This is a genomic window from Azonexus sp. R2A61, assembly GCF_021401135.1.
Lineage (GTDB): Bacteria > Pseudomonadota > Gammaproteobacteria > Burkholderiales > Rhodocyclaceae > Azonexus.
On sequence record NZ_JACBFO010000002.1, the window covers coordinates 45,145 to 70,324 of the forward strand.

The following is a 25,180-nucleotide window of genomic DNA, read 5'->3' on the forward strand; positions in this document are numbered from 1 at the left end:
CAGTTTTTTTGGTGTCCGGCTAGGTTAAGGACCGCCCCCGAATCGCCGAACCAATTTATTTGTCTTTGCTTATTCAAATTTCCTGCATAAGCAACGCCACCGGACGACAAGCGATGCCGTGCGAAAAAAAAGCCCCGGTGCCAGGGACACCGGGGCCTTCGGCCACCCGGGGTGGCCGGCTCCCGCGGGAGGAGACTTACTTGACGTAGATCTGATCGAACAAGCCGCCGTCGGCAAAGTGCGTCTTCTGGGCGTTGGTCCAGCCGCCGAACTCCTTGTCGATGGTGAACAGCTTCAGGTCGGCAAACTGCTTGGCAAACTTGGCGGCCACCTTCTTGTCGGTCGGCCGATAGTAGTTCTTACCGGCGATTTCCTGACCTTCCGGCGAGTACAGGTAGTTGAGGTATTCGGTGGCGACCTTGCGCGTTCCCTTCTTGTCGACGATCTTGTCGACCACGGCGACCGGCGGCTCGGCGAGGATGGACACCGATGGCGTGACGATCTCGACCTTGTCCGGACCCAGTTCCTTCAGCGACAGGTAGGCCTCGTTTTCCCAGGCGATCAACACGTCACCGATACCGCGCTCGACGAAGGTCGTCGTCGACCCACGGGCGCCGGAATCCAGCACCTTGACGTTGCCGTAGATCTTCTTGACGAACTCCTTCGCCGTCGCGTCGCTGCCGCCCTTCAGATGCTTGGCGTAGGCCCAGGCTGCCAGGTAATTCCAGCGGGCGCCGCCGGAGGTTTTCGGGTTGGGCGTGATCACATCGATCCCCGGCTTCACCAGATCGTCCCAGTCCTTGATCTTCTTCGGATTGCCCTTGCGCACCAGGAAGACGATGGTCGACGTGTAGGGCGAGGCATTCAGCGGCAGTTTTTTCTGCCAGTCCTTGGCCAGCAATCCGGCGTCGGCGACGGCGTCGATGTCGGCAGCCAGTGCCAGCGTGACGACGTCGGCATCGAGACCGTCGATCACCGAACGCGCCTGCTTGCCGGAGCCGCCATGCGAGGCCTTGAGGGTGACGGTTTCACCGGTCTTGGCCTTCCAGTACTTGGCGAAGGCAGCGTTGTATTCCTGATAGAGTTCGCGCGTCGGATCGTACGAAACGTTCAGCAGATTGACGTCCGCGAAAGCGGAACCGCTCAGGGCGAAGCCCAGCGAAAGCGCGATGAGGCTGCGACGGGTGAGGTTGAAGCGCATTTGCAGATTTCCTGTGAATAGTGACGGAAACCGCAATTTACGAAAGCCCCTGTCCGCCGGGAACGACGTTATCTTTATACCGATATGCCGGGAAACCGCGTTGCCGCCATACCCGGCAAAACGCACCGCATTGAGCGCGAACGGTCATAAGCATATGAAAATCGATTCTTCGACCGCCCCTGCGCTTCGCGAAACAATCCGCCTGTTGGCTGGCAGCCGGAAAAACGAAGGTCGTCCGGCAGCGACCGATTCTTCCGGTCAACCGGCAAAATGTGCAAAAAACCAAGGGGAGTCCGCATGTCCGATATCCTGATTGTCCCCGGCCTGGGAAACAGCGGCCCGGCCCACTGGCAGAGCTGGCTGGAAAACCGCTTGCCCAATGCCCGGCGCGTCGAGCAAGCGGACTGGCAGCGGACCTGCCTGTCGGACTGGGCCGCCAGGGTTCGCGACGCCATCGATGCCGCCGGCGACAAGGTCTGGATCATCGCCCACAGCTTCGGCTGCCTGGCCTCGGTCAGCGCCAGCCTGGCCCGTCCGGACAGCATCCGCGGCGCCCTGCTGGTCGCCCCGGCCGATCCGGACCGTTTCGGCGAACCGCATGCATTGCTGGAGACCGAACTGAACTTTCCGTCGCTGGTCGTCGCCAGCAACAACGACCCCTGGGTCGGACTGCATGTCGCCCGTCGCTGGGCCGGTCGCTGGGGTAGCCGGTTTCAGGACATCGGTGCCGCCGGCCATATCAACGTCGATTCCGGACACGGCCCGTGGCCCGAGGGACAGGCCTATTTCGAGGACTTGCAGCGCAGCGCCGCAACTTAGAAGAAAAGTGCATAAAAAAGGAATTATTCATTCTTTTGTTTATTGCACCCCCGCTTCTACACTGCCCGGATTTCCTCTGGAACCCTGCGATGAATTCGCCCTCGCCAACCGTCGATACGAACGAGCGCCCCTGGAACGATCGCGAGATCGACGCCGTGGCCCTGCGCATCAAGGCCGTGGCCCATCCCCTGCGCTTGGCGATCGTTTGTTTCCTGCTCGATGGAGAACGCTCGGTCAGCGACATCTCGGAAGCAATGGGCACGACGCAGCCGAACATCTCGCAGCACCTGTCGCAGTTGCACAATCAGAAGCTGCTGCGCAGCCAGCGCGACGGCAACCGCGTTTACTACTCGGTCGCCGACAGCCGGCTGAGAACGATCATCAGCCAACTGCGCGACATCTACTGCCCGCTGCCCGACTGAGCTTTGGGCGGATGCTGACGCCGCTGCATCTCGTGGATCAGCGCCGTGAATTGCTGGGCCAGCTGATGGCGCATCAAACCGACACCCAGGCTGGCCGGCAGCCAGTTTTCCGGCGTCATCTCGATCCGGTAATCGAATTCGCAGATATTCCCGGATAGCGGCTGCAGCCGCATCTCGCTCTTCAACCAGCGCGCCGAACCGCCCTGCCCGACAGACACGATACGGGTACCGTCGATCACTTCGATCCGGCGCAGACTCTCGAACGGCATCTCGAAGGGGCCGAAACTGACCTTGCCGCGCTGCATCACCTGATACTGGTTGCCCTGGTGCGCAACGATCCGGCTTTCATTCAGTCCGGGCAGGAAGACGGTCATGTGCTCGAAATCGAGCAGCACCGCCAGCGCAGTGGCCGACGAGGCCTGTACCTTGCCGGCCAGATGGGCAACATATTGCCCGTCGCGGTAATCGACCTCGACCTCGTCATCGGTGATCGCCAGGCAAGTTTCGACGCTGCAAAGCAGGATCAGGGTCAGACACAGTCTCTGCAGCATCGTCTTGCTCCGTCAATGCATGGCTTTGGCCAGGCGGGGATGGGTCGCCACGTAATAGTACAGGGCCGGCAGCACGAACAGCGTCAGCAGCGTTGCCGAAATCAGGCCGCCGATCACCACCAGCGCCAGCGGTCGTTGCGTCTCGGCCCCGATGCCGTGCGACAGCGCCATCGGCAGCAGGCCGAGCATCGCCAGACAGGCGGTCATCAGCACCGTGCGCAAGCGTGACAAGGCCCCGCGGGCAACGGCTTCGTACACCGCCACGCCTTCCTGGCGCAGCTGGTTGATGTAGCTGACCATCACCACGCCGTTGAGGACCGCCTGCCCGAACAGCGCGATGAAGCCGATGGCCGCCGACACCGACAACGGAATCCCGCTGAGCAGCAGCGCGAAGATGCCGCCGATCATCGCGAAGGGGATGTTGCAGATGATGATCAGCGCGTCGCGGAAGGACTTGAAGGCATCGAACAGCAGGATGAAGATCATCAGCACCGACAGCGGCACCACCAGCATCAGCCGTTTCATCGCCCGCTCCTGGTTCTCGAACTCGCCGGACCAGGTGATCGAATAGCCGGCCGGCAGTTGCATGTCCCGGGTCGCCTGCTGCATGTCGGCGACGACGCTGCCCATGTCGCGGTCGCGGATGAACACGCCGATCGCCAGCACCCGCTGCCCCGATTCGCGGGCAATGTTCATCGCCCCGCTGGAAAGCTTGAAATCGACCAGCACCGACAACGGCACCTGCGCCCCGGACGGGGTCGGCACCAATACGTCCTTGAGCCGGTCGAGCGCCCGTTGCGGCTCGGCCAGACGGACCACGACGCTGAAATGGCGTTCGCCCTCCCAGAGCTCGGTCGCCGCCTTGCCGGCCAGCGCGGTTTCGACCACATCCTGCACATCGCCGACGTTCAGGCCGTAGCGGGCGGCGGCGGCGCGATCGATTTCCAGCCGGTATTGCGGCAATTCGCCGTCACGATCGATGAAGGCGCGGTCGCCCCCGGGGACCTTGGCAATTCTGGACAACACCTGCCGCCCTTCCGAACGCAGCAGATCGAGATCGTCGCCGTACAGCTTGATGACGATCTGGCCATCGATCTGCGAGATGGATTCGAGAATCTGGTCGCGGACCGGCTGGCTGAAGGTCGGCTCGATGCCGGGCACATCGTTCAGTTTGTCCTCCATCTCGCGCACCAGCTTTTCCTTGGTCATGCCGGGACGCCAGGCGGAATCGGGTTTCAGGTCGACCAGCATCTCGGTCATGTTGATGTTCTTGGGATCGCTGCCGTCCTCCGGTCGGCCGGCTTTCGAGACCACCGCGTTGACCTCCGGAAAATCGGCGACGATGCGCCGCAGCTTGCGCAGTTCGCCACGCGCTTCATCGACCGAAATCGAAGTCGGCAAGGTGATGTTGATCCAGATCGAGCCTTCGTTGAGCTCGGGCAGGAACTCGGTGCCGAGCCGGGGAATCAGCGCCGCGGTCACGGCCAGCGCCAGCACGGCAATGCCGAGAATCCGCCGGGCGTGGTTCATCGCCCAGGCCAGCAGCGGCTCGTACAGCGCGTGCAGCTTGTGCATCAACCGGGTTTCCTCGTGCGGCACGCTGTTGCGGAAGGCGATTTTCGACAGGAAGGGAACCAGGGTCAGCGACAGGATCAGCGAGGTGATCAGTGCGGCGACGACCGAATAGGCCATCGGCGCGAAAATCTTGCCCTCGTGCCGTTGCATGGTGAAGATCGGCAGATGCGCAACGATGATGATGATCATCGAGAAAACGGTCGGCCGACCGACCTCCGCCACCGCTTCCTGGATGGTGCGCACGCGCGGACGCTGCGATCCGGTGTGCGACGCCTCGCCGAGCCGGCGGAAGATGTTCTCGATGACGATCACTGCCCCGTCGACGATGATCCCGAAGTCCATCGCACCGAGCGACAGCAGGTTGGCCGGAATGCCGACCAGCGACAGGCCGATGAAAGTACCGAGCAGCGCCAGCGGAATGATCGAGGCAACGATGCCGGCGGCACGGAAATCGGCCAGGAAGAGGTAAAGCACCAGCATCACCAGCGCCGCCCCTTCGAGCAGGTTGGAAAACACCGTCTTCAGGGTCTTGGCGATCAACCAGGAGCGATCGTAATAAGGGACCAGTTGCACCCCTTCCGGCAAACCGCTTTCGTTCAGCTTGTCCACCTTCGCCTTCAGCGCCTCCAGGACCTGTGACGGATTCTCGTCCTTGCGCAGCAGCACGATGCCGGTCACCACGTCGTCCTGCTCCTGCGTGGCATCGGTGTAACCGACGATGCCCTGCGCCGGAATGCGCGACTCGACGACCTGGGCGACATCGCGCACGCGAATCGCCACGCCGCCGTTCTCGGCAACCAGCACCTCGCCGATGTCGGCCGACGATGCCAGACGGCCGATCGAGCGGATCAGGTACTGCTGACGCCCGGCCGCAACCGAACCGCCGCCGGCGTTGGCGTTGGCCCGCTGCAACGCGCCGAACAGCTGGCCGAGGGTAACCTTGGCATCGCGCATGCGGGCCAGGTCGGGATTGACCTCGTACTGCCGCACCGGGCCGCCGAGCGAAACTACATCGGCCACGCCGGGAACCTGCTTGAGCTGACGGGCAACCACCCAGTCCTGCACCGCCCGCACTTCGCTGGGGCGGGTTCCCGGCGCATCGAGCCGGTAACGGAAGATTTCCCCGGTCGCGGTCGCCGGCGGTGCCAGCTCGGGTTCGACGCCATCGGGCAGATCCACGCCGCGCAGCCTCTCTTCGACCAGCTGCCGGGCCATGAACAGACTGATCTTGTCGTCGAAGGTGACGACGATGTAGGACAGCCCGAACTGCGTGTGGGAAAACATCCGGATCGAGTTCGGCACGCCGGACATGGCGATTTCGAGCGGAATCGTCACCTGCTTTTCAACTTCTTCCGGAGCGCGCCCCGGGAACAGCGAAATCACCGTGACCTGGGTATCCGTGACATCCGGGAAGGCTTCGATCGGCAGGCTGCGAAATGCAGCGATGCCGGCGCCGATGAACAGCAGCAGCCCCAACACCACATAGAGCGGCTGGTGCAGCGCAAAGTGGACGATGCGCTTGATCATTTCTGATCCGCCGGCCGGGGCGAAGCTTGCGTATCGCCGGTTTCGTCCTTGAAATACTTCAGCAGGTGCAGATTGCCTTCGACGACCACCTTTTCACCGACCTTGAGGCCGCTGCGCACCTCGATCCAGCCATCCCGGTCGGCGCCCACGGTCACCGCCTGCCGCCGATAACGCGCGCCGCCCTCCTCGACGAAGGCGTAACGCTGCTCGCCGGCCAGGAACACGGCCGCCGACGGCACCCGCAACCAGCCGCTGGGTGGCGTATCGATCAACACCTCGACGAACATTTCCCCCTTCAGGCGCCGGTCCGCATTGGCCACCTCGCCGCGCACCTGGATCGTGCGGCTGACCGGATCGACGAAATCGGCCACCCGGAGAATCCGGCCGGTGAAACGCTCGCCGGGATATTGCCGGACGACCAGCGAAAAGTCGGCCCCTTCGCGCAGCCTGCCCAGGTCCTGTTCGGTGGCGTCGATACGTACCCAGAGGTTGGCCGGATCGGTGACCACGAACAGCGGCTTGCCCTCCTGGTCGGGGCGGTATTCAAGCCCCGGATTGATGTTGCGCTCGACCACGGTGCCGGCCAACGGGGCACGCAAGGCGTAGGCATCGCCGCCGCCACCCAGCCCGGCCAACCGCCGGCGGGTGCGCTCGGATTCGGCCCGGGCGGCCAGCGCCGCCGCATCGCTCTGCTGAAGCTCTTTCTCGGCGATCACGCCAGCCTCGAACAGCAGGCGATTGCGCTCCTGAGCCTTCTGCGCCAGCCCAACCTCGGCCTGTGCCTTGCGCGTGTCGGCCAGCGCCTCACCGAAATCCGGCGATTCCAGCATCGCCAGCAGATCGCCCTTTTTTACCCGCTGACCGACGTCGACCGCAATATTGCTCACCCGGCCGGCGACCTGGGGAACGACGCGCGCCGTCTTCTCTTCATTCCAGATCAGGCGACCCGGCAGGCGCATGACGCCGCCCCGGTCTTCTTCCACGGTGCTCAATTTCAGGAAGGCGGCCTTGTCCGGTTCGCTCAGGACGACCAGGTTGCCCTCCACCGCAACCGGCTCGGGCCTCGCTGCCTCGTCGTTTCCGCCGCAAGCGGAGAGGCACAGCAGCAATGGCAGCGTATAGAGAAATGGGGTGGCTTTCATGGTGTTTCCCAGGTATCCGTGGCGATCCGCCAGTCCGAAAGCGCCTTGGCATGCTCGGCTCGTGCCATTGCCGCTTCCGTCTGGAGTTGTTTCAAACTGCGTCGGGCGTCGAGCAGGTCCATCAGCGACATGGCCCCCTTGCCGTAGGCAAACTCCGCCGCCTGTGCCGTGCGCCGGGCATCGGCAAGCAATTCTTCGTCGTAGAGGCGAAGCCGGTCGTGGGCTGCGATCAGGCGCTGCCGAAGCTGTTCCAGTTCGCTGCGTAGCCGTGCCTGCAATTGTTCGTACTGCAGACGCGCCGTGTCGTAGTCGGCTTCGCCGCGGGCGATCGCACCCTCGTTGTTGTGCCACAGGAAAAGCGGCACCGAGACCCCGATTCCGTAACTATTGGTCGGCAGGTTCTGGAGATTCCGCTCGTACTGCACACCCACCGTGACGTCGCGCCGACGCGCCGCCAATGCCAGATCGCGGTCGGCCTCGGCGGCAAGCACCCGTTGCCTGGCCGCCTGCAGATCGGGGCGCGCCGCCAGCACCTTGTCGACGACATCGCCTGCCGCCAACTGTTCGGCCGCAGATTCCCTTGCCGCCGGCCATTCGTCGCCGGCCACCAGGTGTGCAGCCTCGTCGCTGCCGATCAGATAGGCCAGGGCCCGTCGGGCGGTGTCGAGGGCGGCCTGATCCTGACGCAAATCGCTGCGGGCGCGGCTATCGTCGATCCGCAGACGCGCCACATCGACTGCGGCGATGTCACCGGCCTTCTGGCGCAACCTGCCGGCATCCAGGCTTTGCCCATAGGCGGCGACGCTCTCTTCGGAAAGAAGCAGACGTTCCTGAGCCAGTTTCAGGTCGTAGAAAGCCGCGCGCAATTCCCCACGCTGACTGCGACGAAAGTTCTCGACATCGCCCCTGGCCGCCGCCAGCCGCGCTTCGGCGCCCTTGATCCGCAGGTCGCGCTTGCCGCCACGCTCGATCAGCTGCTCGATCCGCAACTGGGTGTCCATGTTCTTGTTCTTGAACTGACCACCGCCAATCCCTTCCTGCGGACTGAGCGACAGGGAATTCACCGAGACCGTCGGGTTCGGACGCTCTCCGGCTGCCCGCAGGTCGGCAATCCCTCCCTGCAATGCGCTTTCGGCGACGCGCAGTTCCCGGCTGTGCTCGCGCCACAGCGCCTCGGCCTGGCGAAGATCGAGACGCAACTCTCCCGCGGCCAGGGCGAAACCGGGAACAGCCTGAACCAGCAAGCAGGCAAGCGGAATCAGGAAACGTTTCATCAGTGGAGAACCTCATTCATCGTGCTATCGTAAAAAGCTTCCCTGACCGCTTTCTGACCACCGATGCGCATCATCCTGATCGAGGACGACACCCTGCTCGCTGACGGTTTGCGTCGCGCCCTGAATCGAGCCGGTTACGTGGTCGACCACGCAGCCGACGGCGCCCATGCCGACACGCTGCTGCGCACCGAGGAATACGCGCTGGCCGTGCTCGATCTCGGCCTGCCCGGCCTCGACGGCAGCGAAGTCCTGCGCCGCCTGCGCGCCCGGCGCAACAGCATGCCGGTCCTCGTTCTGTCGGCACGGCAGATGGTGGACGAGCGGGTCCGCGTGCTTGATCTGGGTGCCGACGACTATGTGGTGAAGCCAATCACCACGGAAGAGCTCGAGGCCCGAATCCGGGCATTGACCCGTCGCCAGCAGGGCGGTGGCAGCGCCGAACTGCAACTCGGCGAACTGCGCCTCGACCAGGCCGGCAAACGCGCCTGGCTGGCCGGACAGCCGCTGGAGATGAATGGCAAGGAATGGGCGGCGCTGAGTTTCCTGGTCAGCAAGATCAACCGAATTGTCAGCAAGGAACAGATGATCCAGGCGCTCTACGAAGACACCGAGGAAATCTCCCAGAACGCGGTCGAAAAGATGATTTCGCGGCTGCGCGGCAAACTGGAACCGGCCGGCATCACCATCCGCACCGTCCGCGGCCTGGGCTATTACCTGGAAAAACCGGAAGATGCCGGCTGAAAGCATGCACAGTCTGCGCCGGACACTGTTCGAGCGCCTGTTGCCAGCCATGCTCGCATTGCTGCTGGTTGGCGCACTGGCCGGCTATTGGGTCGCGCTCCGCTCGGCCACCAAAGCCTACGACCGTGCCTTGCTCGATACGGCCTTCGCCTTGTCGGAACAATTGCGCATCATCGACGGGGAACTGCAGATTCCGCTCAATCCCCAGGCCAGAGCCGTGCTGCTGGCTGACAAGTATGACCGTATCTACTATGCGGTCTACGACAGCGACGGCCGGCTTCTCGATGGCAACCCCGCCCTGCCCCGACCTTCCGGCAGCCATGACGACAGCCGCGAAGGGCGCTGGTATTACGACGGTGAGATCGCCGGCGAGCCGATCCGCCTGGCCGCATTGCAACGCCATCTCGGGCCGCGGACGGTGACCCTGCTGGCAGCGGAAACCCTGGTCAAGCGACGGACCCTGGTCCGCGAAATATTGTTCGGCATGCTGATACCCGAACTGCTGCTGGCCGGCGTCAGCGCCGCGATCATCTGGTTTGGCGTTCGTTCCGGCCTGCGCCCGCTGGACCGTCTGCGCAACGAACTTTCCCGGCGCACCGAGAACGACCTGAGCGCCGTGGAAACCCGGGTACCCAACGAAATCCAGCCCGTCGTCACGGAAATCAACGGCGTGCTGCAGCGCCTTGAGGACGCGCTGGCCAGCCAGCGGCACTTCGTCGCCAATGCCGCCCATCAGTTGCGCACGCCGATTGCCGCCCTGCTCGCCCAGGTCGAAGCAGCCGACCCGGACAACACCCCGGGACTGGCCGGCATCCATGCCGCCACCGTGCGCATGGCGCATACGGTAGACCAGTTGCTGATGCTGGCCCGAGCCGATGCGGAACGACAACCACCTTTCGCGCCACTCGAACTGAAGGCATTGATCCAGCACCAGGCAGACAACTGGATGCCGCGCGCCATCGCCCGCCGGATCGATCTCGGGTTTGCGCTGCACGAGGCAAAGATCGCCGGTAACGCACTGCTGATCGAGGAGATGATCGCCAACCTGGTGGACAATGCGCTGCGCTACACCCCGCAAGGCGGAATCATCAACGTCAGTTGCGGCCGCCACGGCGAACAGGCGTTCATCCTGGTCGAAGACAGCGGCCCCGGCATCCCCGCCGACGAGCGCGAACGCATCGGCGAGCGCTTCTACCGCCCGGCCGAGCAAGGCGGCGACGGCTGCGGCCTGGGTCTGGCCATCGTCCGCGACATCGTCCGCTCGCACGACGGCAGGCTGACTATCGGCAGTTCGCAGCAGCTGGGCGGCGCGGCAATGTGCATTGACCTTCCCGCCGCCGGCTGACCGGACAATCCGAAAAGAAGAAGCCCCGCAGGGCGTACCTTGCGGGGCTTCGTATCATGGGATGACCGAAATCGTCTCGATTAAGGCCCGGTTTGAGATGACTGGCAAAAACTAGCGCGCTGCTTCCTTCACAGGCACCGTCGACGCCCCGAGTTCCGCCAGCATTTTTGCGATTAGCTCCTTCGAGACGCCCTCGCCACGGTTCCAAGTATGGAAAAAGGAATCCCGCCAACGACCGGTAATCACCAAATTCCCCGTCTTGGCGTCATACAGGCTGATCGAAATCGACTGGAGATAGGTAGAGATATCCCATCTCCAGACATCCAGGTAAGACACCACCGCATCAGCCTTGTCCGTCTTGAAAACCCCGGTAGGCAATTGTCCGGTCACCGTTACTCCCTGAGCAGCCAAGGCATCCGACACATACTCGGTCACCTCTGGGGAATTCCCATCGCGGGGAGTCATCAAAACGGTGCGGATTTGCTCGGGAGCAGTCTGGCCGGTGCGCGTAACCGAATACGAACCACCGCAGCCAGCCAGCAACGACAAAGCAACCAGGAGAGAAAACACTTTTTTCATTTTTCAACCACCCAAAAATATGCAAACAGGTTGAATCATACGCACAAGCTAACCAATCGCAGGGCGATCTACAGAATGTAACGGCAAGTAGCGAGGAAGCCACGAAAAGCAAAAAGCCCCGATTTCTCGGGGCTTTTTCAGACAATGCTGGGGCGACATACCGGGATCGAACCGGTGACACCTGGAATCACAATCTAGCGTGTTTTAACGATATATCAGGTAGTTAAACGCATCTTTTCATAAGATGACCAGCCGGAAACGCCTGTGTTTTCGTGGCACGCGAAGCGCATCTTATGAAAATTTCGGTAGCCAGTATCCCTCGCAGCGCATGCGTGCACATGACACATGCGCCGGAATGACAAGCTGAAAAACAAAGCTATCGTCGGAAAAAGGTAATAAAGGTAATTTTTCTATATAAACAACTCAAAACCATTGTCAATAGAGCGTTTAAGTATTTTGCATAAAGGTTATTTTTAGGTAAAAAGTAGGTTATGAGATCACCTGATTTAAAGGTTATTAATCATCAAAAAAATGTACATATAAATCAATGACATAACCTTTTTTTCATAAATAAATCACCTTTAGTCACCTTTGCTTGGTGATTTTTTTATTCAATAAAAACAAACATATAACCTTTGGTTTTGCTGTGCATAACCATTATTACCAGTTCCCGACACCCCCCGTATCCATATGAACAGCCATCGGCCGGATGGCCTTGAACGGCATACTGCATGACCTGGGCGCATGGTTTCGCATGGCCCGTTCGCCGGGCAGTAGGTAGATGTCCGCCTGTGGTCAAGGCCTTTTGCCGAGGCTGCATGCTGCATTTTTTTTCGTGCAAGAAGCGGGTGGGCGGGGCGGGGTCTCGGCCGCGCGCCAAGGGGTGAAAACGCCTATTTCTTGTGCAGATTCCTTACAAATTGCCTATTTTTTAGGCAACACTAGGCGGGCCAGCCGAATTGAATGCCGATGGTTTAGAATCACGGCATCTTTACTGAGTGAGGGGTATCCATGAGCCGCATCGCCGTAGTACTAGAATCCGTTGTTCTGTCGTCATTCCTTGTCGCCTGTGGCGATGGTGGATCACCATCGTCAGCGGCACCGCCTACGCCGAAGGAAGTTGTAAAAATAAGCGCCGGACAACTGTTCAACGCTTACGAAGAAAACGAAGTAGCAACTGATGAAGGATTCAAAAACAAGTTGATCCAGGTATCCGGAAGCGTGCAGGCGATCAGCAAGGATGCTTTCGACAACATCGTGATCGATCTCAAAACATCAAACCAGTTCATGCCCGTACACATGAAGATGGAAGACACTGAGAAGGCTGCAGCCGTGGCGCTTAAGAAGGGAACAAAGACCACCGTGCTGTGCGAATCAATGAGCCGTATCATTGGCGCGCCTTATGGAAATGGATGCAGATTCGTTGCCGAAGAAGCCAAGAAACCAGCCAAATAAGGCGTTGCTTCAGCCAAGTTCCAAGATCGCTGATGATTGTAGAAATGGAAAAACCCGCCGAAGCGGGTTTCGTTTTCTGCGCTGCCTATCCGGCAGTATGACTTAAGTCGGAAACTACTTTTCCTGAGCTGCCTATCCGGCAGTGATTCACCAAATCACAACGCTACCTTTTCTAAGCTGCCTATCCGGCAGTAATCGCTTTCGCGTAACTACTTTTACTGAGCTGCCTGTCCGGCAGTAGCTAACCATAGGTTAATCTATTTTTACTGAGCTGCCTTCCGACAGTGCATTGATTAAACCGTCATCATGGATGAAAGTCAATGTAGCGCCTGGCGACCGCACCTCTAACATCATTCGGATAACCGCTCTGCTTGAACCATTCAGGGAACTGACTGGCGACCCGACGATACTCCCGGACATCGCTCGCCCGGATCACGCCACCGGTTTTCAATAGCCGAAGGCAGGAAAGTACATGGGCTTTATCGGCCGCAGCCGGCGCAAGAACTACAGTCCGTTCCGGGGCGGCGGCCGATACAGTGACCGGCGCTGATATGCGGCGCTGGTATTCAGCCATTGCCGAAGAGATCAGTTTCGACAGTTCCGTCGTCGACAGGGCTTCGAGGTCGATCACCGCGTCACCCCGAGTTTTTTCAGTAGCAGATGCCATGCGGCGAAGCTGATGTTTTGTCGAGTCGAGGCGCCATCGGTGGCAGTGTACTTTCTGAAATTCTGCGGCGTCATGCCGACCAGGGCGGCAGCTTTCGCACCGCTGATTCCGGTAAACGATCCTTCGCCGACGACATGCCGAATTTCCCAACTAGAAGGCGCCCGCCACTGTTCCGGGTCGGTAGTGACGACATCGACGGGCAATAGGTTTCTGACCCAGCAGAGCGGCGCGGCGCTGGATGTCGATCTGATCGACGCATAGCCGTCGATCGAGACGGGCATGGAATACAGCCGATTATCGCTCTGCAGCCAGAATTCGGCGCGATCGTCGATCAGCCCTGCTGTCATGCCTTCGACAATCGAACTCTCGCAGACAAAGCCGGCGATACGGTTACCGGACTGCATGAGATTAATCGGATGAAGTTCTGTCTTCGCGCGCAGTTCATCGCGCAGCTGGGCAAAACAGTCTCCGAGCGAATCTGCTACTTCGTGACGGGTGATGCCGGTCGTATCGATGTTGCTCGCCAACGTTTTCAAGCCATAGCTGATGTCAACCCGGCCGCCGGATCTTGGTCGGACCTCGAAAGGCCCGACCATGAAGTTTTCTTTCAACATGATCGGGGTTCCTTTTACTCGTTGTCGTAATAGGCAGCGTCGGTGCAGTTGGCTTGCCAGGCTTCGCACGGGATAGCCATTTCATGCTGAATCAGCACATGCGATCCATCTTCGAATGTGCGGATTTCTTCGTAAGGGTTCGGGGCGCGAACGCTGATCTTCTTTGCCAGTTCGCTGGCACAGAGGTCGCCGAATTGCTGTTCGCACTGAGCGGCCGCAGCTTCGAATTCCGTCCCGACGAAGTCTTCGGCAGCAGGCCAGCCGAGGCTAATCATGGGGTCGGCAGAAATGCGACGTTCGAAAGAAGCGCGGCAGATGGATTCGAGGCGTTGAGCGATGGTGGTCATGATCATCTCCTGAGAGGAACAGCGCTAGCGGGATTGCTGTGCTGATGGGTTTATTATAGCGCGAATAGCGCTAAGTAAAAGTTTTTTTGCAATGATCCAAAAATATTTTCACCGCCACCAAAATCGACCCCCAAAAAACGCCGCCCGAAGGCGGCGATAACGACGGCGGTCGGTAGATGATGACCCTGTCAAAAATTCCTGATGATCAACTCCCCCGCCTTCTCCTTCGAGCGATTTGTGCCACCGACCATGTAAGGAATCTCCACGCGCTGCATATCGAGTCCAGCGAAGACCTGGCGCATTTCCGGGATGTCGTTGACCGAGATGATCATGCGGCCGGCGATCGAGCGTGCCAGCTCAGCCATGCGGGTGTAGTTATCGAAGGGGAATTCGACGCCATAGCCCTCGGTCGACCAGTAAGGCGGATCGCAGTAGAACAGCGTGTGCGGCCGGTCATAGCGGGTCACGCAGGCATCCCATGGAAGGTGCTCAACATAGACCCGCTGCAGGCGTAGGTGCGCTACAGATAGGTCCTCCTCGACCCGGGTAAAACTCAGGCGCGGCGCCGAGGTTGTTGCCGTGCCGAACGTCCGGCCATCGACCTTGCCGCCGAATCCAAGTTTCTGCAGGTAGTAGAACCGGGCGGCCCGCTGGATGTCCGTCAGCGGCTCGGTCGGTTGATCATTAAGCCAGTCGAACACCTGGCGACTGGACAGCGCGTACTTGAACTGCCGGATCAGTTCCTCCGGATGATGCTGGATCACTCGGTACAGGCAGACCAGTTCGCCGTTGATATCGTTGATCACCTCAGCCTTGACCGGCTCCTTGAGGAAGAACAGCGCGGCGGCGCCGCAGAACGGTTCAACGTAGCACTGATGTTCCGGGAACATCGGGATGATGGTCTTTGCCAGCCGGCGCTTTCCACCGATCCAGGGGATAACAGGTTTTGCTTTCAGCATGTGTAACACTTTCCGTTTACGTGATAGCCTTCGGCCCGCCGTGTGCACGGTGGCGGGGCCTTGGCCGAAAGCAGCACACTCTGCTGGAGGTGGCCTGGTCGGGTGTTAGCGCACCTGACCAGGTCGCACCGTCTCTCATCGCGCCGGAATCTTCTCCGGCGCTGCCACTGGCTCGCCGGCATCGGCCAGCGCGTAGGGCTTGAACCTGATCACCTCTTCCCCCATCCAGTCATTAACCTCAAGCAAGCGCGCCTGCAGCGGCAGGATCTCGTTCGCGTTGAACACGCGGGCCGCCGTAGCCGCGTCGCCAAAGCCGCCGGTATTGCCCGGCACGATGCCCATCAACTGAGGCGGCGTCCGGTGCATCGCCAGCATGTCGTCGCGGGTCACGTTCTTGATGCTGGCAAAGTCGTCCTTCGCCGCCACCTCGCTGACCGGGATGATCTGGATACCGTCCTTCTTGCCGTTCGGCGCGTACATGAAAAGGTTGCGGAAGTTGCCCGGCCCCTTGGCGCTCTTCAGCGCTTCGCGCAGCGCGTCGACGTCTTCCTGCTTCTGGGCGGCATCGGTCATGTACAGGATGTAGCCGGCATGACTGCCGTTCTTGTAGTACTTCCGGCGGAACAGCGTGGCGCTCTCGTTCAGCCAGGCGCTGTGCAGCGCCGGGATGTATTCCGGCAGGCCGTAGATGTCCTGGTTGACGTCCGGTTCGAGCAGGTGGAAGACCTTGCCCTTGGGAAACCGGTGCTCCTCGTTGTACTTCGGCACATACCAGTACTGCCCATCCTCCAGGCCTCGGCGGGTATATTTTGCCTTTGTCGCAAGCAGGCGTAGCGGCTCGCGCAGGCGGTTGTCCCGGCGCTCCAGATACGCATTCCCGAAGATGATGAACTCATGGGCAAACACCGAAAAATCACTGCGCGACAGGTATTGCGACGGCTCAAAGCAGCTCACCAGGATGTTCCGCTTCACGTACATCGCCGAGGCATGATGCACCGCCGAACGGCTCGACTTCGCCAGGCCGTCCAGGCTGATCGGCGGCTCGTACCACTTCCCGTTGTCCGGGCACTCCAGCATGTCGAGGATCTCGCGCCGATCGAGCACAGCCTCCGGATCGCCAAAGGTAAAAGCCTCCATGCGCGGCATTTCTGCGGTCGACGCCGTGTTTTCCGGAAAAACCGGGGTCATCAGATCGTTGATCATCCAAAAATCTCCATCGAAGATTGATTGCTGGCCGACATGCCCTCCAGCGGCTCACGCGCCAGCGCGTGCATCGTTGCCCACGCCAGATCGGCGTGGCTGGTCGTTTCGCTACGCCCGGCCTCGAAAGTCATGGCGTTGCCGCTGGCCGTCGTCGTCTTCTTGATCGCCATGAAAGCCGCGGCCATGTCCGTCCAGCCGGCGTCGAACTCCAGCCGGCCTTTGCCGACCACATCCATCGCCTTGAGCACCAGGCGGGTTTTCACCTCCGGCGTGTAGCGGAACCCAACTACACCCGGATAAAAGTTCTGCACCAGCTCATAGACCAGATCGCCGATACCGGTACGGTCGATGCCGATGTAGCCAACGTTGTAGATCTCGGTAAATTTCCGGATGCGCTCCGCCTGCTCCTCGTAGCGCATACCGGCGAACGTCACGCGATCGAGAATCCGGAACTTCCCACCCGGCACCGCCGGCGGGCACACCACCACCAGCGCCGCGTTGTCACCTGAGCGGCTCGGGTCATACCCGATCCACACCTCGCGCTGCCCCATCGGCCGCAGCGCGAACGGCTTGAAGTCCGCCCACTCCGTCCAGGAATCGACCATGCAGCGCTGCATCGTCGCCAGCGGAAACACGCTCTCGCCATCGTCGATGAACTGGCACATCAGCAGATTCAGGAACTCCTCCGGGGAATACTCCCGGCGCAGTTCCTCGATGTCGAACAGGTCGCAACCGCCGGCGATCGCATCCATCACCGTCACGATCTGGCGCCACTGGAAGTCCTCGCACAGCCGACCATCGCGCAGCGCGGCGTGGCTCACGTCGACCTTGACCTTGTCCTTCGACGCCCTGCCCTTATTGAACAGATCGCCCGTCCAGAACGGATAGGCTTCATGCGACATCGCCGACGGCGTCGAAAAATAGGTCAGCCGCCACTTCTTGTGCATCGCCATCCCGGAGGCCACCTTGCGGAACTCCTGGAACTTCGGAATCCAGAAGTACTCGTCCATGTACACGTTGCCGTGATAGCTCTGCGCCGTCCGGCTATTCGTGCCCAGGAAGTAGAGGCTGGCACCGTTCGCCAGCTCGATCACATCGCCGCCCTTCAGATCCACATCGGCGGTATCTGCTGCAAACTGCTTGATGTACTGCCGGAACACATACGCCTGCGCCTTCGACGCGCTCAAAAAAATCTGATTCCGCCCCGTCTCGACCGCATCGACCAGCCCCTCCCGGGCGAAATACCACGTCGCACCAATCTGCCGGCTCTTCAACAGATCGCGCACCCGCTGCACCAGGCCCGCGCGGTACCAGGTCTCCTGATACGGGAACAGCGACTTCATGAACGCATCGACCAGCGCCTCCTGCTGCGTCTCGCTGATCGCGTTCTTCGCTGGCGCCTTGCGGGTGCCGGCCCGGGTCTTTGCGTTCCGGTTCTCGACGTTCGGGTTAAGGTCGGCCTCATTGCCGCCGTTCGAATACTTGCGCACCCGCGCCAGGCGCTCCATCTGCCGCCCGATCAGGTCGATTTCCTTGAAATCCCGACCGTCCTTGTCCGCCTTGTTGACCAACTGGATCATGCGGGCTTCGAGGCTTGACTCGACGCGCTGGATCGGTTCGTATGTATCCCACGCGTCGCGGCGCTTCCAGCTATGAACCGTTGAAACCTTCTCGGTCAAATGCTCCGCGATGCGCGAAATCCGCCAGCCCTGCCAGTAAAGGTCACGGGCACGCCGCCGCGGATCGATCTCCGCAGGGATAGCATCGGTGGGCAAAGGTGCATTCATGGCCCCGAGGCTACCCGCGCGCGAAGCCATTGCTGCCCGCCGCCGGGAGTAAGCCGCCGCCCTACACCCGCAAGCCTTTGCCCGCCCGCGGCGCCTCCCCGAAACTGGACCGGTCATCACAGATAACCGCCCGGAGACCGACGCCATGCCAATTTCCAAGCCCTTTGCCATCGCAACCGAAGGCTCGACCGTCGACGGCCGAAAGATCAGCCGCGAATGGTTGACCCAGATGGCCGCCAACTACAGCCCCAAGGTCTATACCGCCGTCGCCAACCTCGAGCACTACCTCTCCAGCCTGCCCGACAGTGTCTTCGGTGCCTACGGCAAGGTCATCTCCCTCTCGACCCGCGAAACCGACATCCTCGGCGAGAAGCGCCTTCAACTCATGGGCGTCGTCGACGCCAATGAAGAACTGGTCGCCCTGCAGCAGAAAGGAAAAAAGGCCTTCGCGTCGATCGAAGTCCTGGACAACTTCGCCAACAAGGGTATCGCCTACCTCGGCGGCCTCGCCTTCACCGACCGCCCGGCATCGCTTGCCACTGAATCGATGAAATTCAGCGTCGCCGGTGCCGCGGGCGAGCGCTTTGCGTTCAAGGACGAAATCGAAATCGAATTCGAACCGGAAACCAAGCCCGAGACCAAGCCGGGCGACACCCTCTTCGCCAAGGTCAAGGATCTGCTCGGTATCAGCAAGAAGGACAACGACGGCCGCTTTGCCGACCAGGCCAACGCGATCACTGCCGTCGCCGAGTCGCAGAAGGCCCTGCTCGACAACTTCGCGAGCTTCGAGCAACAGGTCGCCGACGCCGGCGCCCAGGTCAAGAAGCTCACCGAAGAATTCGCCGCCGCCCAGAAGGACTACGCCGACCTGAAAAAGACCCTGTCCGAAACCGATGGCGACCCCAAAAAGCGGCCGAACACCACCGGCGGCAACGGCACCATCACCACCGACTGCTGACCCGGCCGGTCCTTCGAAAACGCCACACCAACGAACCGGAGAAACACATGCGCACAGAAACCCGCTTGGCCTTCAACGCATTCAAGGCCGCCCTCGCTCAACTCAACGGCGTCCCCGACGTCGCCGAAAAATTCACCGTCGCCCCGAGCGTGCAGCAGAAGCTCGAAGGCCACATTCAGGAATCCTCCGACTTCCTCTCGCGCATCAACAATATCGGCGTCACCGAGCAAAGCGGTGACAAGGTCGGCCTCGGCATCGGCAGCACCATCGCCTCCACCACCGACACCACCACCCAGGACCGCGTCGCCATCGACCCCACCAGCCTCGACAGCAACGGCTACGTCTGCACCCAGACCAACTTCGACACCGCCCTCAAGTACAGCAAGCTGGACGCCTGGGCCAAGTTCCCCAACTTCCAGACCCTGATCCGCGACCAGATCATCCGTCGCCAATCGCTCGACATCATCACCATCGGCTTCAACGGCATCACCCGCGCCGCCACCTCCAACCGCGTCACCAACCCGCTGCTGCAAGACGTCAACAAGGGCTGGCTGCAGAAAATGCGCGAAAACGCCAGCGGCGCCCGCGTCCTCAGCCAGATCGGCAGCACCGGCAAGATCGTCATCGGCGACGGCGCCACGGCATCCACCGGCTACAAGAACCTCGACGCCCTCGTTTTCGACGTCGTCAACAACCTGCTGGACCCGTGGTACCAGGAAGACACCGAACTCGTCGCCATCATGGGCCGCGCCCTCCTGGCCGATAAGTACTTCCCGCTCATCAACAAGGTCCAGGACAACAGCGAAAAGATGGCCGCCGATGTCATCGTCAGCCAGAAGCGCGTCGGCGGCCTGCCCGCCGCCCGCGTGCCCAACTTCCCGGCCAACAAGATCCTGATCACCCGCTTCGACAACCTGTCGCGCTACTACCAGGACGGCGCCCGCCGCCGCACCATCATCGACAACGCCAAGCGCGACCAGATCGAAAACTACGAATCGTCCAACGACGCCTACGTCGTCGAAGACTACGGCCTCGCCGCCCTGGCCGAAAACATCGAAATCGCCTGATCGGAAGCTGCCCGAGCGGGGCCGGAAACGGCCCCGCCGGCATCCCAAGGAGCCACCCATGCAATCCCCCGCCAAAGCCCACTGGCAACGCGCCATGGCCGCCAACAACCAGCCGGCCGAAGACCAGGCCATCCCCGCCGGCGCCGCCAACCAATACGAGCTCATGCTGCTCAAGCTCGCCGAAGACAAGCGCCGCCTCAAGGACATCCAGTCCATCGAACGCAAAATCGAAGTCAAGGCCACCCTGCTGCCCGACTACCTGCCCTGGATCGAAGGCGTCCTGGCCGCCGGCGCCGGCCGGCAAGACGACGTACTCATGACCGTCTTCGTCTGGGCCATCGACATCGCCGATTTTGCCCTCGCCATCAAGATCGGCGCCTACGCCATCGAGCACGGCCTCACCATGCCCGACCAGTACAAGCGCGACGTGCCCTGCGTGCTGGCCGAGGAAGTCGCCGACGTAGCGCTCAAGGAATCCGACGACATGCGCGCCGGCATCCTGCCGGTGCTGCTCGCGGTGGCCGGTCTGGTCGAAGGCAAGGACATGCCGGACGAAGTCCGGGCCAAGCTGCACAAGGCCATCGGCTACGCCCAGCGCGCCGCCGGCGACCTGGTCAAGGCCCGCGAATCCCTCGCCCTCGCCATCAAGCTGCACGACAAGGTCGGCGTCAAGAAGGACATCGAGCGCCTCGACGTCGCCATCAAGAACTCGGCCCCGCCGGCACCGGCCGGCGACGCCTGACAAAGAGCGGACCCCGCACCCGCGCGGCTCGGGTGGCGCCCTCGGTTTCCCTCCTTGACCGAAGGTAGCCACCCGACCACCGCGCACCCAAACATCGGAGCCAGAAATGACCTCGTTCAAAACCCCTGCCCGCCAGAAACGTGAATCCCTGCTGGATAAGGTCCTGGCCCCGCTGACGCAGGCCGAGCGCGAAGCCCTGCGCATGGCATTCATCAGCGGCATCTCGAAAAGTGACATCGAAGCGCTGCTGGACGATGTTGGGCTGAGCAACCTGGTGAAGTATCAGAACAACGACATCAACGGGAGGATTACATTGTTGGGTCCGGGGGGCCAGCCGATCACGCCAGCCGACCTCGGTTGGGACATCCCGAATATCGTCACTGCGCCGACGCTTGTTTCTGCGCCGTCGTTTTCGCTTGCGCCTCAGGTTGGCGTGCCCCTGTCTGTCACCGAAGCCGTGTTCGGTGGAGGGGCTGCGACGGTATCGACAAAAATACTGCTGGACGATGCAGAGATCGTCGGCGCTGGACTGAGCTACACGCCGATCACATCGGATGCCGGGAAAACGATGAAAGTTCGCCAGACGGCAACTAACTCGGCCGGATACGTGACAACGACGAGCGCAGGTGCCGTCGTACAAGCTGCATCGTCTCTCCCAGTGCCCACGAATAACCTGTTTTCTGTGCTCGGAGACAGCCGCACGCAGAGCGCCACGGGAGATTTTCCGGCGACCGGAACGATCAACGCGTCCGGTTATATTGCGTGGGCGTTGCAAGCGATGGGTTATAAAGCCTACGCATCCGGAAACTTCGGGATCGGTGGCAGCTACATGATCCCCAACAATAACGCCACGTACTCAATCCGTCCTCGTCTCCCTGCCGTACTCGCCGATCCGGCGTCGGTCGTCGTTTTTTTGTGCGGAGTCAATGACACATCTACGCCGATTGAAACACTGATCCCTGAGTACACGTATTGCTTCCAGCAGATCACCGCCGCCGGGAAAATCCTTGTCGTCTGCAACGAACTGCCGAAGACCGGCATCAGTGAGGCCGAAAGAACGGCGCAGCTAGCGCGTAAAGCATGGCTTGAATCGCCGGCTTGCGCTGCTATCAGCCCGTTGATTGTGCAGCTTGACACGTTTGCGCCGATGCTCAAATCCGGGACGACGTGCGATTTCAAGGATGGCTACGCTCCCGACAACCTTCATCCTGCGACGCTCGGGAATTCGGTTCTCGGCGCGACCATCGGCGCGAAACTTGCGCAGTTGTTCGCTGCGCAGACTGCTTATTACAACGCGCCGACCGGTGCCGACGATTACAATTCCAGCACCAACCCGACCGGCTGCCTGATCCCGAACTACATGATGACCGGGACGGCCGGAACCGCGACCGGGGTCAATGGCCAAGTCGCAACCGGCTGGTCTTTCGCAACCGGCAATGCCGGTGGGGTGACGGTCGATTGCAGCAAGGGAGTCGATGCGGATGGCTACGACTGCCAGATCATCCACGTCTACGGCACGCCGACCGCTGGCAGCAAGACGCTCGCGTTCCAGAGTCTCAACCAGACTGCTGGGAACATGGGTTATATCGGCTCTGGCGACTATATCCGGTCGATAGCTCGGGTGAAAGTTGACGCTGGCGCAGTCGGTTTCAGAGGCTTCGGGATCGGTGCGAAACTCCAGGGCAACAACGGCGCATCGGTCAATAAGACCAAATACAATTTTGCAGGTACGTCGAGCGAATGGCCGTCCGACCTACCGTTTGACGCCGTTTGCGTCTCTCAGCGCAATGACGTCTACGCGGACTGGGCGACGATGACAAGCCGCGGAATTACAGCGCTGCTCAATCTCGCATTTACCGGCGGAGCGCCCGTAGATTTCACGGTACGCGTTTCTCGGTTCGGTGTGAAGAAGTAATTTTCTAATCCCCTCTTGCACCGCATAAAGCCCGGCCGCGCGCCGGGCTTTTGCTTTTCCGGGTGTAAGCGCCCCGGCTACACCCGCCGCCGATGGCGCGCGCGCGAGCGGTCAAACATCATGGTTGCAACTCAACGCAGCCAGCAATCATGTCCCTCGTCATCTCCGCGCCGACTCCCGACACCCTCGAAACGCCGATCGTTTCCGGCCCGTTTTGGCCCAACATCGCGCCGGTCGACGTGCGTGCCCAGCAGCGCATCGACAACACCATCACCCCGGCACGCCTGCGCGGCGCGCTGATCGAATCGATTGCCGAGACCAACCACGCGCTGCGCATCTGGCGTCTGGCGCAGCAGGATCTCGGCATCAATCACCTGGCCGACGTCGTCAGCGACTACGAACCGGTCGACGGCGAATCCGCCCTCATCCAGAAATACCGCCGCGCCTGCGGCTGTCTCGCCAAGGCGCTGCTGCTCGAACGCTGGCGCGATTTCGACACCACCGCCCAGGGTGACAAACAGGCCGACACCCTCGAAATCCAGATCGGCGATCACCGGCGCGACTGGCACGCCGCGATTGCCGACATCACCGGGCGCACGCGGTCGACCGTGGAGCTCATCTGATGCAGGTGATAGCGCATCAGGGCGACACGGTCGACAGCCTGTGCTACCGCCATCTCGGCAGTAGCGCGCAGGTCGAAACCGTCCTCGACGCCAACCCCGGCCTGGCCGCGCTCGGCCCGGTCCTGCCCGAAGGCACGCCCGTCACCCTGCCCGATGCCGCCATGGCCGCACCGGCGACCAAAGCCTTCATCAATCTCTGGGACTGACCCATGGCCGAACCCATCGCCCCAACCCTCACCAGCACCGGCCTCATCGTGCTCGGCGTTGCCACAGGCCTCGATCCAATGCAGCTGCTCGCCGGCTTCATCGGCTGCTGGTGGTACAACACCTACGTCACCCCGCCATTGCCCATCGTCCAGCGGCTCACCTCCGGCATCCTCGCCGCCCTCGTTGCCGCCTGGGTCACCCCGCCCGTCCTCGCCTGGGTCACCGGCAGCGCCTGGTGGCCGGCACACGTCCCCCGCGGCACCGTCGGCCTGCCGCTGGCGCTGGCCGCCGGATTCCTCACACACCGAGTGCTCGGCCCGGCGCTGCTGCGCCTCGCGCAGAAAAAGGTGGAGGACATCGCATCGTGATCGACCTGGCCATCAAGCTCCTGCTCCTGATCGCCTGCAGCATCATCCTGCTGCGGGTCGAGCCCGCGCTCAACCGCATGTCGCCCTGCACCCCGTGGCGCATGCGCTACGCCGCCCTGCTGCTCGCCGGCGGCGCCCTCGCCGGCCTGTTTGGCCTGCTCGATGACGGCAAACCCAGCCTCGCCACCACCTGCCTGGCCGCCGGCATTGCCGCCCTCATGCTCGCCGACCGGCGCCGAAACCCCATCCACCGCCCACCTCACCCTCAAGGAGACCGCCATGCGTAAAGGCGATACCGGACATCAAGTCGCAACCCTGCAGCGCGAGCTCGTCACTGCCGGCTTCAAGCTCACCGTCGATGGATGGTTCGGCGCCGCCACCGAAGCCGCCGTCAAGGCCCTGCAGCAGCGCGCCGGCCTGGTCGTCGATGGCATCGCCGGCCCCAAGACGCAGGCCGCGCTCTACTCGCAAGACAAAGACAAGCGCACGCTGGCCGAAGCCGATCTCATCAAGGCCGCGGAGCGCCTTGGCATCGGCCTCGCCGCCATCAAAGCCGTCAACGAGGTCGAAACCACCGGCCACGGCTTCCTCTCCGACGGCCGACCGGTCATCCTCTACGAGCGTCACAAGGCCTTCGGCCTGCTGGGCGAATCCGGCGTCCCGGCCGAAGACGCCATCGCCCTCGCCACCCGCTACCCCAACCTCGTCAACGAAAAGCGCGGCGGCTACGCCGGCGGGCACCACGAATGGTCCCGCCTCAACACCGCGCTCACCATCCTGCCACCCGCCGTCGCCTACGGCGCCTGCAGCTGGGGCCAATATCAAGTCATGGGCTACCACTGGCAGCGCCTCGGCTACGCCTCGATCGACGAATTCGTCTTTTCCATGAAATCCGGCGAAGCCGGGCAGCTCGAAGCCTTCGTCCGCTACCTCGAAGCCGAGCCGGCCCTCATCAAGGCGCTCAAGGCCGGCAAGTGGGCCGATTTCGCCCGCGGCTACAACGGCCCGGCCTACAAGGACAACGCCTACGATATCAAGCTCGCCCGCGCCTACGAGCGCTACGCCGAGGCCGATCAAGCCGAGGCCGCCTGA

General features: G+C 61.7%; 26 protein-coding genes. 14 read left to right on the plus strand and 12 right to left on the minus strand.

The features are described from left to right. Window positions 1-196 precede the first annotated feature (196 nt). Window positions 197-1,201 (minus strand): sulfate ABC transporter substrate-binding protein, encoded by a 1,005-nt coding sequence (locus tag L0962_RS05270; RefSeq protein WP_234085212.1) that lies wholly within the window; start codon window positions 1,199-1,201, stop codon window positions 197-199. 297 nt (window positions 1,202-1,498) lie between these two features. On the opposite strand from L0962_RS05270, the gene L0962_RS05275 reads away from it, so the two are divergent. Continuing rightward, window positions 1,499-2,020 carry an alpha/beta hydrolase gene (locus tag L0962_RS05275; protein WP_234085214.1) on the plus strand — a complete coding sequence of 174 codons (522 nt, stop codon included), beginning with the start codon at window positions 1,499-1,501 and terminating at the stop codon, window positions 2,018-2,020. A gap of 89 nt (window positions 2,021-2,109) precedes the next feature. After that, window positions 2,110-2,442, plus strand: a complete 333-nt coding sequence (locus tag L0962_RS05280) for a helix-turn-helix transcriptional regulator (RefSeq protein ID WP_234085221.1) — start codon at window positions 2,110-2,112, stop codon at window positions 2,440-2,442. Here L0962_RS05280 and L0962_RS05285 read toward each other — a convergent pair. Genes L0962_RS05285 through L0962_RS05300 form a run of 4 tightly spaced genes read right to left on the minus strand, consistent with a single transcriptional unit; the run spans window position 2,421 to window position 8,511 of the window. Then, entirely contained in the window at window positions 2,421-2,993 is a 573-nt protein-coding gene (locus tag L0962_RS05285; protein ID WP_234085222.1) for an SRPBCC family protein, read from the minus strand. The two genes, L0962_RS05280 and L0962_RS05285, sit on opposite strands and share 22 nt — an antisense overlap. 12 nt (window positions 2,994-3,005) lie before the next feature. Further along, window positions 3,006-6,095 carry an efflux RND transporter permease subunit gene (locus L0962_RS05290; RefSeq protein WP_234085225.1) on the minus strand — a complete coding sequence of 1,030 codons (3,090 nt, stop codon included), beginning with the start codon at window positions 6,093-6,095 and terminating at the stop codon, window positions 3,006-3,008. Beyond that, on the minus strand, window positions 6,092-7,237 hold the full coding sequence (locus L0962_RS05295; RefSeq protein WP_234085228.1) for an efflux RND transporter periplasmic adaptor subunit: 1,146 nt from the start codon (window positions 7,235-7,237) through the stop codon (window positions 6,092-6,094). Before L0962_RS05295 ends, L0962_RS05290 begins: the two co-directional genes overlap by 4 nt. After that, a complete protein-coding gene (locus L0962_RS05300; protein ID WP_234085230.1) occupies window positions 7,234-8,511 on the minus strand; it encodes a TolC family protein in 1,278 nt (425 codons plus the stop codon). The genes L0962_RS05295 and L0962_RS05300 overlap by 4 nt, the downstream gene beginning before the upstream one ends. A 63-nt stretch (window positions 8,512-8,574) precedes the next feature. On the opposite strand from L0962_RS05300, the gene L0962_RS05305 reads away from it, so the two are divergent. Beyond that, window positions 8,575-9,252: a response regulator gene (locus L0962_RS05305; protein WP_234085232.1), complete on the plus strand. Its 678-nt coding sequence runs from the start codon at window positions 8,575-8,577 to the stop codon at window positions 9,250-9,252. A 4-nt stretch (window positions 9,253-9,256) separates the two neighbouring features. Continuing rightward, on the plus strand, window positions 9,257-10,597 hold the full coding sequence (locus L0962_RS05310; protein WP_234085234.1) for a sensor histidine kinase: 1,341 nt from the start codon (window positions 9,257-9,259) through the stop codon (window positions 10,595-10,597). A gap of 111 nt (window positions 10,598-10,708) precedes the next feature. Here the strand turns inward: L0962_RS05310 and L0962_RS05315 are convergent, their stop codons facing one another. Beyond that, on the minus strand, window positions 10,709-11,176 hold the full coding sequence (locus L0962_RS05315; protein ID WP_234085242.1) for a hypothetical protein: 468 nt from the start codon (window positions 11,174-11,176) through the stop codon (window positions 10,709-10,711). Between the two features lie 1,011 nt (window positions 11,177-12,187). Between L0962_RS05315 and L0962_RS05320 the strand changes: the two genes are divergently transcribed. Next, on the plus strand, window positions 12,188-12,631 hold the full coding sequence (locus L0962_RS05320; RefSeq protein ID WP_234085244.1) for an OB-fold putative lipoprotein: 444 nt from the start codon (window positions 12,188-12,190) through the stop codon (window positions 12,629-12,631). Between the two features lie 304 nt (window positions 12,632-12,935). On the opposite strand, the gene L0962_RS05325 is transcribed toward L0962_RS05320, so the two are convergent. The 6 genes from L0962_RS05325 to L0962_RS05350 form a co-directional block, all read right to left on the minus strand. Further along, window positions 12,936-13,262, minus strand: coding sequence for a hypothetical protein (locus L0962_RS05325; protein ID WP_234085246.1), 327 nt, complete (start codon window positions 13,260-13,262; stop codon window positions 12,936-12,938). Beyond that, the gene (locus L0962_RS05330; protein WP_234085248.1) at window positions 13,259-13,912 is read right to left on the minus strand and encodes a hypothetical protein; all 654 of its coding nucleotides are present in this window, start codon (window positions 13,910-13,912) and stop codon (window positions 13,259-13,261) included. The genes L0962_RS05325 and L0962_RS05330 overlap by 4 nt, the downstream gene beginning before the upstream one ends. A gap of 14 nt (window positions 13,913-13,926) precedes the next feature. Further along, window positions 13,927-14,259, minus strand: a complete 333-nt coding sequence (locus L0962_RS05335; protein ID WP_234085250.1) for a hypothetical protein — start codon at window positions 14,257-14,259, stop codon at window positions 13,927-13,929. Window positions 14,260-14,447: 188 nt separating this feature from the next. Next, a complete protein-coding gene (locus tag L0962_RS05340; RefSeq protein WP_234085251.1) occupies window positions 14,448-15,218 on the minus strand; it encodes a DNA adenine methylase in 771 nt (256 codons plus the stop codon). A gap of 135 nt (window positions 15,219-15,353) precedes the next feature. Next, window positions 15,354-16,421: a phage portal protein gene (locus tag L0962_RS05345; RefSeq protein ID WP_234085253.1), complete on the minus strand. Its 1,068-nt coding sequence runs from the start codon at window positions 16,419-16,421 to the stop codon at window positions 15,354-15,356. Next, entirely contained in the window at window positions 16,418-18,208 is a 1,791-nt protein-coding gene (locus tag L0962_RS05350) for a terminase ATPase subunit family protein (RefSeq protein WP_234086210.1), read from the minus strand. The genes L0962_RS05345 and L0962_RS05350 overlap by 4 nt, the downstream gene beginning before the upstream one ends. A gap of 145 nt (window positions 18,209-18,353) precedes the next feature. Between L0962_RS05350 and L0962_RS05355 the strand changes: the two genes are divergently transcribed. The 9 genes from L0962_RS05355 (at window position 18,354) to L0962_RS05395 (ending at window position 25,180) form a co-directional block, all read left to right on the plus strand. Beyond that, window positions 18,354-19,166, plus strand: coding sequence for a GPO family capsid scaffolding protein (locus L0962_RS05355; RefSeq protein WP_234085255.1), 813 nt, complete (start codon window positions 18,354-18,356; stop codon window positions 19,164-19,166). A gap of 47 nt (window positions 19,167-19,213) precedes the next feature. Further along, complete coding sequence (locus tag L0962_RS05360; protein ID WP_234085263.1) at window positions 19,214-20,233, plus strand: phage major capsid protein, P2 family; 1,020 nt, start codon at window positions 19,214-19,216, stop codon at window positions 20,231-20,233. A gap of 58 nt (window positions 20,234-20,291) precedes the next feature. Beyond that, window positions 20,292-20,975, plus strand: coding sequence for a phage terminase small subunit (gene gpM / locus L0962_RS05365; protein ID WP_234085273.1), 684 nt, complete (start codon window positions 20,292-20,294; stop codon window positions 20,973-20,975). A gap of 106 nt (window positions 20,976-21,081) precedes the next feature. After that, the gene (locus tag L0962_RS05370; protein ID WP_234085275.1) at window positions 21,082-22,890 is read left to right on the plus strand and encodes an SGNH/GDSL hydrolase family protein; all 1,809 of its coding nucleotides are present in this window, start codon (window positions 21,082-21,084) and stop codon (window positions 22,888-22,890) included. A 149-nt stretch (window positions 22,891-23,039) separates the two neighbouring features. Further along, window positions 23,040-23,513 carry a head completion/stabilization protein gene (locus L0962_RS05375; protein ID WP_234085277.1) on the plus strand — a complete coding sequence of 158 codons (474 nt, stop codon included), beginning with the start codon at window positions 23,040-23,042 and terminating at the stop codon, window positions 23,511-23,513. After that, complete coding sequence (locus tag L0962_RS05380; RefSeq protein WP_234085279.1) at window positions 23,513-23,719, plus strand: tail protein X; 207 nt, start codon at window positions 23,513-23,515, stop codon at window positions 23,717-23,719. Before L0962_RS05375 ends, L0962_RS05380 begins: the two co-directional genes overlap by 1 nt. 3 nt (window positions 23,720-23,722) lie before the next feature. Beyond that, entirely contained in the window at window positions 23,723-24,088 is a 366-nt protein-coding gene (locus L0962_RS05385; RefSeq protein WP_234085280.1) for a hypothetical protein, read from the plus strand. Then, window positions 24,085-24,375 (plus strand): hypothetical protein, encoded by a 291-nt coding sequence (locus L0962_RS05390; protein WP_234085282.1) that lies wholly within the window; start codon window positions 24,085-24,087, stop codon window positions 24,373-24,375. The genes L0962_RS05385 and L0962_RS05390 overlap by 4 nt, the downstream gene beginning before the upstream one ends. Next, a complete protein-coding gene (locus L0962_RS05395) occupies window positions 24,368-25,180 on the plus strand; it encodes an N-acetylmuramidase family protein (RefSeq protein ID WP_234085283.1) in 813 nt (270 codons plus the stop codon). The genes L0962_RS05390 and L0962_RS05395 overlap by 8 nt, the downstream gene beginning before the upstream one ends.